This is a genomic window from Pseudomonas sp. IT-P4 (assembly GCF_949767755.1).
GTDB classification, from domain to species: domain Bacteria; phylum Pseudomonadota; class Gammaproteobacteria; order Pseudomonadales; family Pseudomonadaceae; genus Aquipseudomonas; species Aquipseudomonas monachiensis.
Map to the genome: position 1 here is coordinate 1 of NZ_CATKPX010000062.1, position 3,188 is coordinate 3,188.

Consider the following 3,188-nt stretch of genomic DNA (forward strand, 5'->3'; position numbering starts at 1 on the left):
TGGCCTCGCTTCAGCAAATTGGGTATGCGATAGTTTGGTGTTTTGTGAGTATCTCGAACTTTCGGTTCGTTTCGTCTTCACACACCGCAATCTGATGCTCTTTCGAGTAGTCAAATTGCTTGGGTGTTATATGGTCAAGCCTCACGGGCAATTAGTATTGGTTAGCTCAACGCCTCACAGCGCTTACACACCCAACCTATCAACGTCGTAGTCTTCGACGGCCCTTCAGGGGACTCAAGGTCCCAGTGAGATCTCATCTTGAGGCAAGTTTCCCGCTTAGATGCTTTCAGCGGTTATCTTTTCCGAACATAGCTACCCGGCAATGCCACTGGCGTGACAACCGGAACACCAGAGGTTCGTCCACTCCGGTCCTCTCGTACTAGGAGCAGCCCCTCTCAAATCTCAAACGTCCACGGCAGATAGGGACCGAACTGTCTCACGACGTTCTAAACCCAGCTCGCGTACCACTTTAAATGGCGAACAGCCATACCCTTGGGACCGGCTTCAGCCCCAGGATGTGATGAGCCGACATCGAGGTGCCAAACACCGCCGTCGATATGAACTCTTGGGCGGTATCAGCCTGTTATCCCCGGAGTACCTTTTATCCGTTGAGCGATGGCCCTTCCATACAGAACCACCGGATCACTAAGACCTACTTTCGTACCTGCTCGACGTGTCTGTCTCGCAGTCAAGCGCGCTTTTGCCTTTATACTCTACGACCGATTTCCGACCGGTCTGAGCGCACCTTCGTACTCCTCCGTTACTCTTTAGGAGGAGACCGCCCCAGTCAAACTACCCACCATACACTGTCCTCGATCCGGATAACGGACCTGAGTTAGAACCTCAAAGTTGCCAGGGTGGTATTTCAAGGTTGGCTCCACGCGAACTGGCGTCCACGCTTCAAAGCCTCCCACCTATCCTACACAAGCAAATTCAAAGTCCAGTGCAAAGCTATAGTAAAGGTTCACGGGGTCTTTCCGTCTAGCCGCGGATACACTGCATCTTCACAGCGATTTCAATTTCACTGAGTCTCGGGTGGAGACAGCGCCGCCATCGTTACGCCATTCGTGCAGGTCGGAACTTACCCGACAAGGAATTTCGCTACCTTAGGACCGTTATAGTTACGGCCGCCGTTTACCGGGGCTTCGATCAAGAGCTTCGCGTTAGCTAACCCCATCAATTAACCTTCCGGCACCGGGCAGGCGTCACACCCTATACGTCCACTTTCGTGTTTGCAGAGTGCTGTGTTTTTAATAAACAGTCGCAGCGGCCTGGTATCTTCGACCGGCGTGGGCTTACGGAGCAAGTCCTTCACCCTCACCGGCGCACCTTCTCCCGAAGTTACGGTGCCATTTTGCCTAGTTCCTTCACCCGAGTTCTCTCAAGCGCCTTGGTATTCTCTACCCAACCACCTGTGTCGGTTTGGGGTACGGTTCCTGGTTACCTGAAGCTTAGAAGCTTTTCTTGGAAGCATGGCATCAACCACTTCGTGTTCTAAAAGAACACTCGTCATCAGCTCTCGGCCTTGAAATCCCGGATTTACCTAAGATTCCAGCCTACCACCTTAAACTTGGACAACCAACGCCAAGCTGGCCTAGCCTTCTCCGTCCCTCCATCGCAATAACCAGAAGTACAGGAATATTAACCTGTTTTCCATCGACTACGCTTTTCAGCCTCGCCTTAGGGACCGACTAACCCTGCGTCGATTAACGTTGCGCAGGAAACCTTGGTCTTTCGGCGTGGGTGTTTTTCACACCCATTGTCGTTACTCATGTCAGCATTCGCACTTCTGATACCTCCAGCAAGCTTCTCAACTCACCTTCACAGGCTTACAGAACGCTCCTCTACCGCATCATCCGAAGATGATACCCGTAGCTTCGGTGTATGGTTTGAGCCCCGTTACATCTTCCGCGCAGGCCGACTCGACTAGTGAGCTATTACGCTTTCTTTAAAGGGTGGCTGCTTCTAAGCCAACCTCCTAGCTGTCTAAGCCTTCCCACATCGTTTCCCACTTAACCATAACTTTGGGACCTTAGCTGACGGTCTGGGTTGTTTCCCTTTTCACGACGGACGTTAGCACCCGCCGTGTGTCTCCCATGCTCGGCACTTGTAGGTATTCGGAGTTTGCATCGGTTTGGTAAGTCGGGATGACCCCCTAGCCGAAACAGTGCTCTACCCCCTACAGTGATACATGAGGCGCTACCTAAATAGCTTTCGAGGAGAACCAGCTATCTCCGAGCTTGATTAGCCTTTCACTCCGATCCACAGGTCATCCGCTAACTTTTCAACGGTAGTCGGTTCGGTCCTCCAGTCAGTGTTACCTAACCTTCAACCTGCCCATGGATAGATCGCCCGGTTTCGGGTCTATTCCCAGCGACTAGACGCCCTATTAAGACTCGCTTTCGCTACGCCTCCCCTATTCGGTTAAGCTCGCCACTGAAAATAAGTCGCTGACCCATTATACAAAAGGTACGCAGTCACCCAACAAAGTGGGCTCCCACTGCTTGTACGCATACGGTTTCAGGATCTATTTCACTCCCCTCTCCGGGGTTCTTTTCGCCTTTCCCTCACGGTACTAGTTCACTATCGGTCAGTCAGTAGTATTTAGCCTTGGAGGATGGTCCCCCCATATTCAGACAAAGTTTCTCGTGCTCCGTCCTACTCGATTTCATGACCAAGAGATTTTCGCGTACAGGGCTATCACCCACTATGGCCGCACTTTCCAGAGCGTTCCGCTAATCTCAAAGCCACTTAAGGGCTAGTCCCCGTTCGCTCGCCACTACTAAGGGAATCTCGGTTGATTTCTTTTCCTCAGGGTACTTAGATGTTTCAGTTCCCCTGGTTCGCCTCTTGCACCTATGTATTCAGTACAAGATAACCATCTTATGATGGCTGGGTTCCCCCATTCAGACATCTCCGGATCAAAGTCTGTTTGCCGACTCCCCGAAGCTTTTCGCAGGCTACCACGTCTTTCATCGCCTCTGACTGCCAAGGCATCCACCGTATGCGCTTCTTCACTTGACCATATAACCCCAAGCAATCTGGTTATACTATGAAGACGACATTCGCCGAAAATTCGATTGAGCTCCTAAGAGCAACTCACAAATTTTACCTTAGCCTGATCCGTTACCAGTGAAAGTAACGTTCAGTCTATCTTTCTATCACATACCCAAATTTTTAAAGAACGA

1 rRNA gene is annotated in these 3,188 nt (G+C 51.1%); it reads right to left on the reverse strand.

What is annotated here, in order from left to right:
- Positions 1–130 precede the first annotated feature (130 nt).
- Positions 131–3,024, reverse strand: a 23S ribosomal RNA gene (locus ACM6IT_RS23090).
- Positions 3,025–3,188 lie beyond the last annotated feature (164 nt).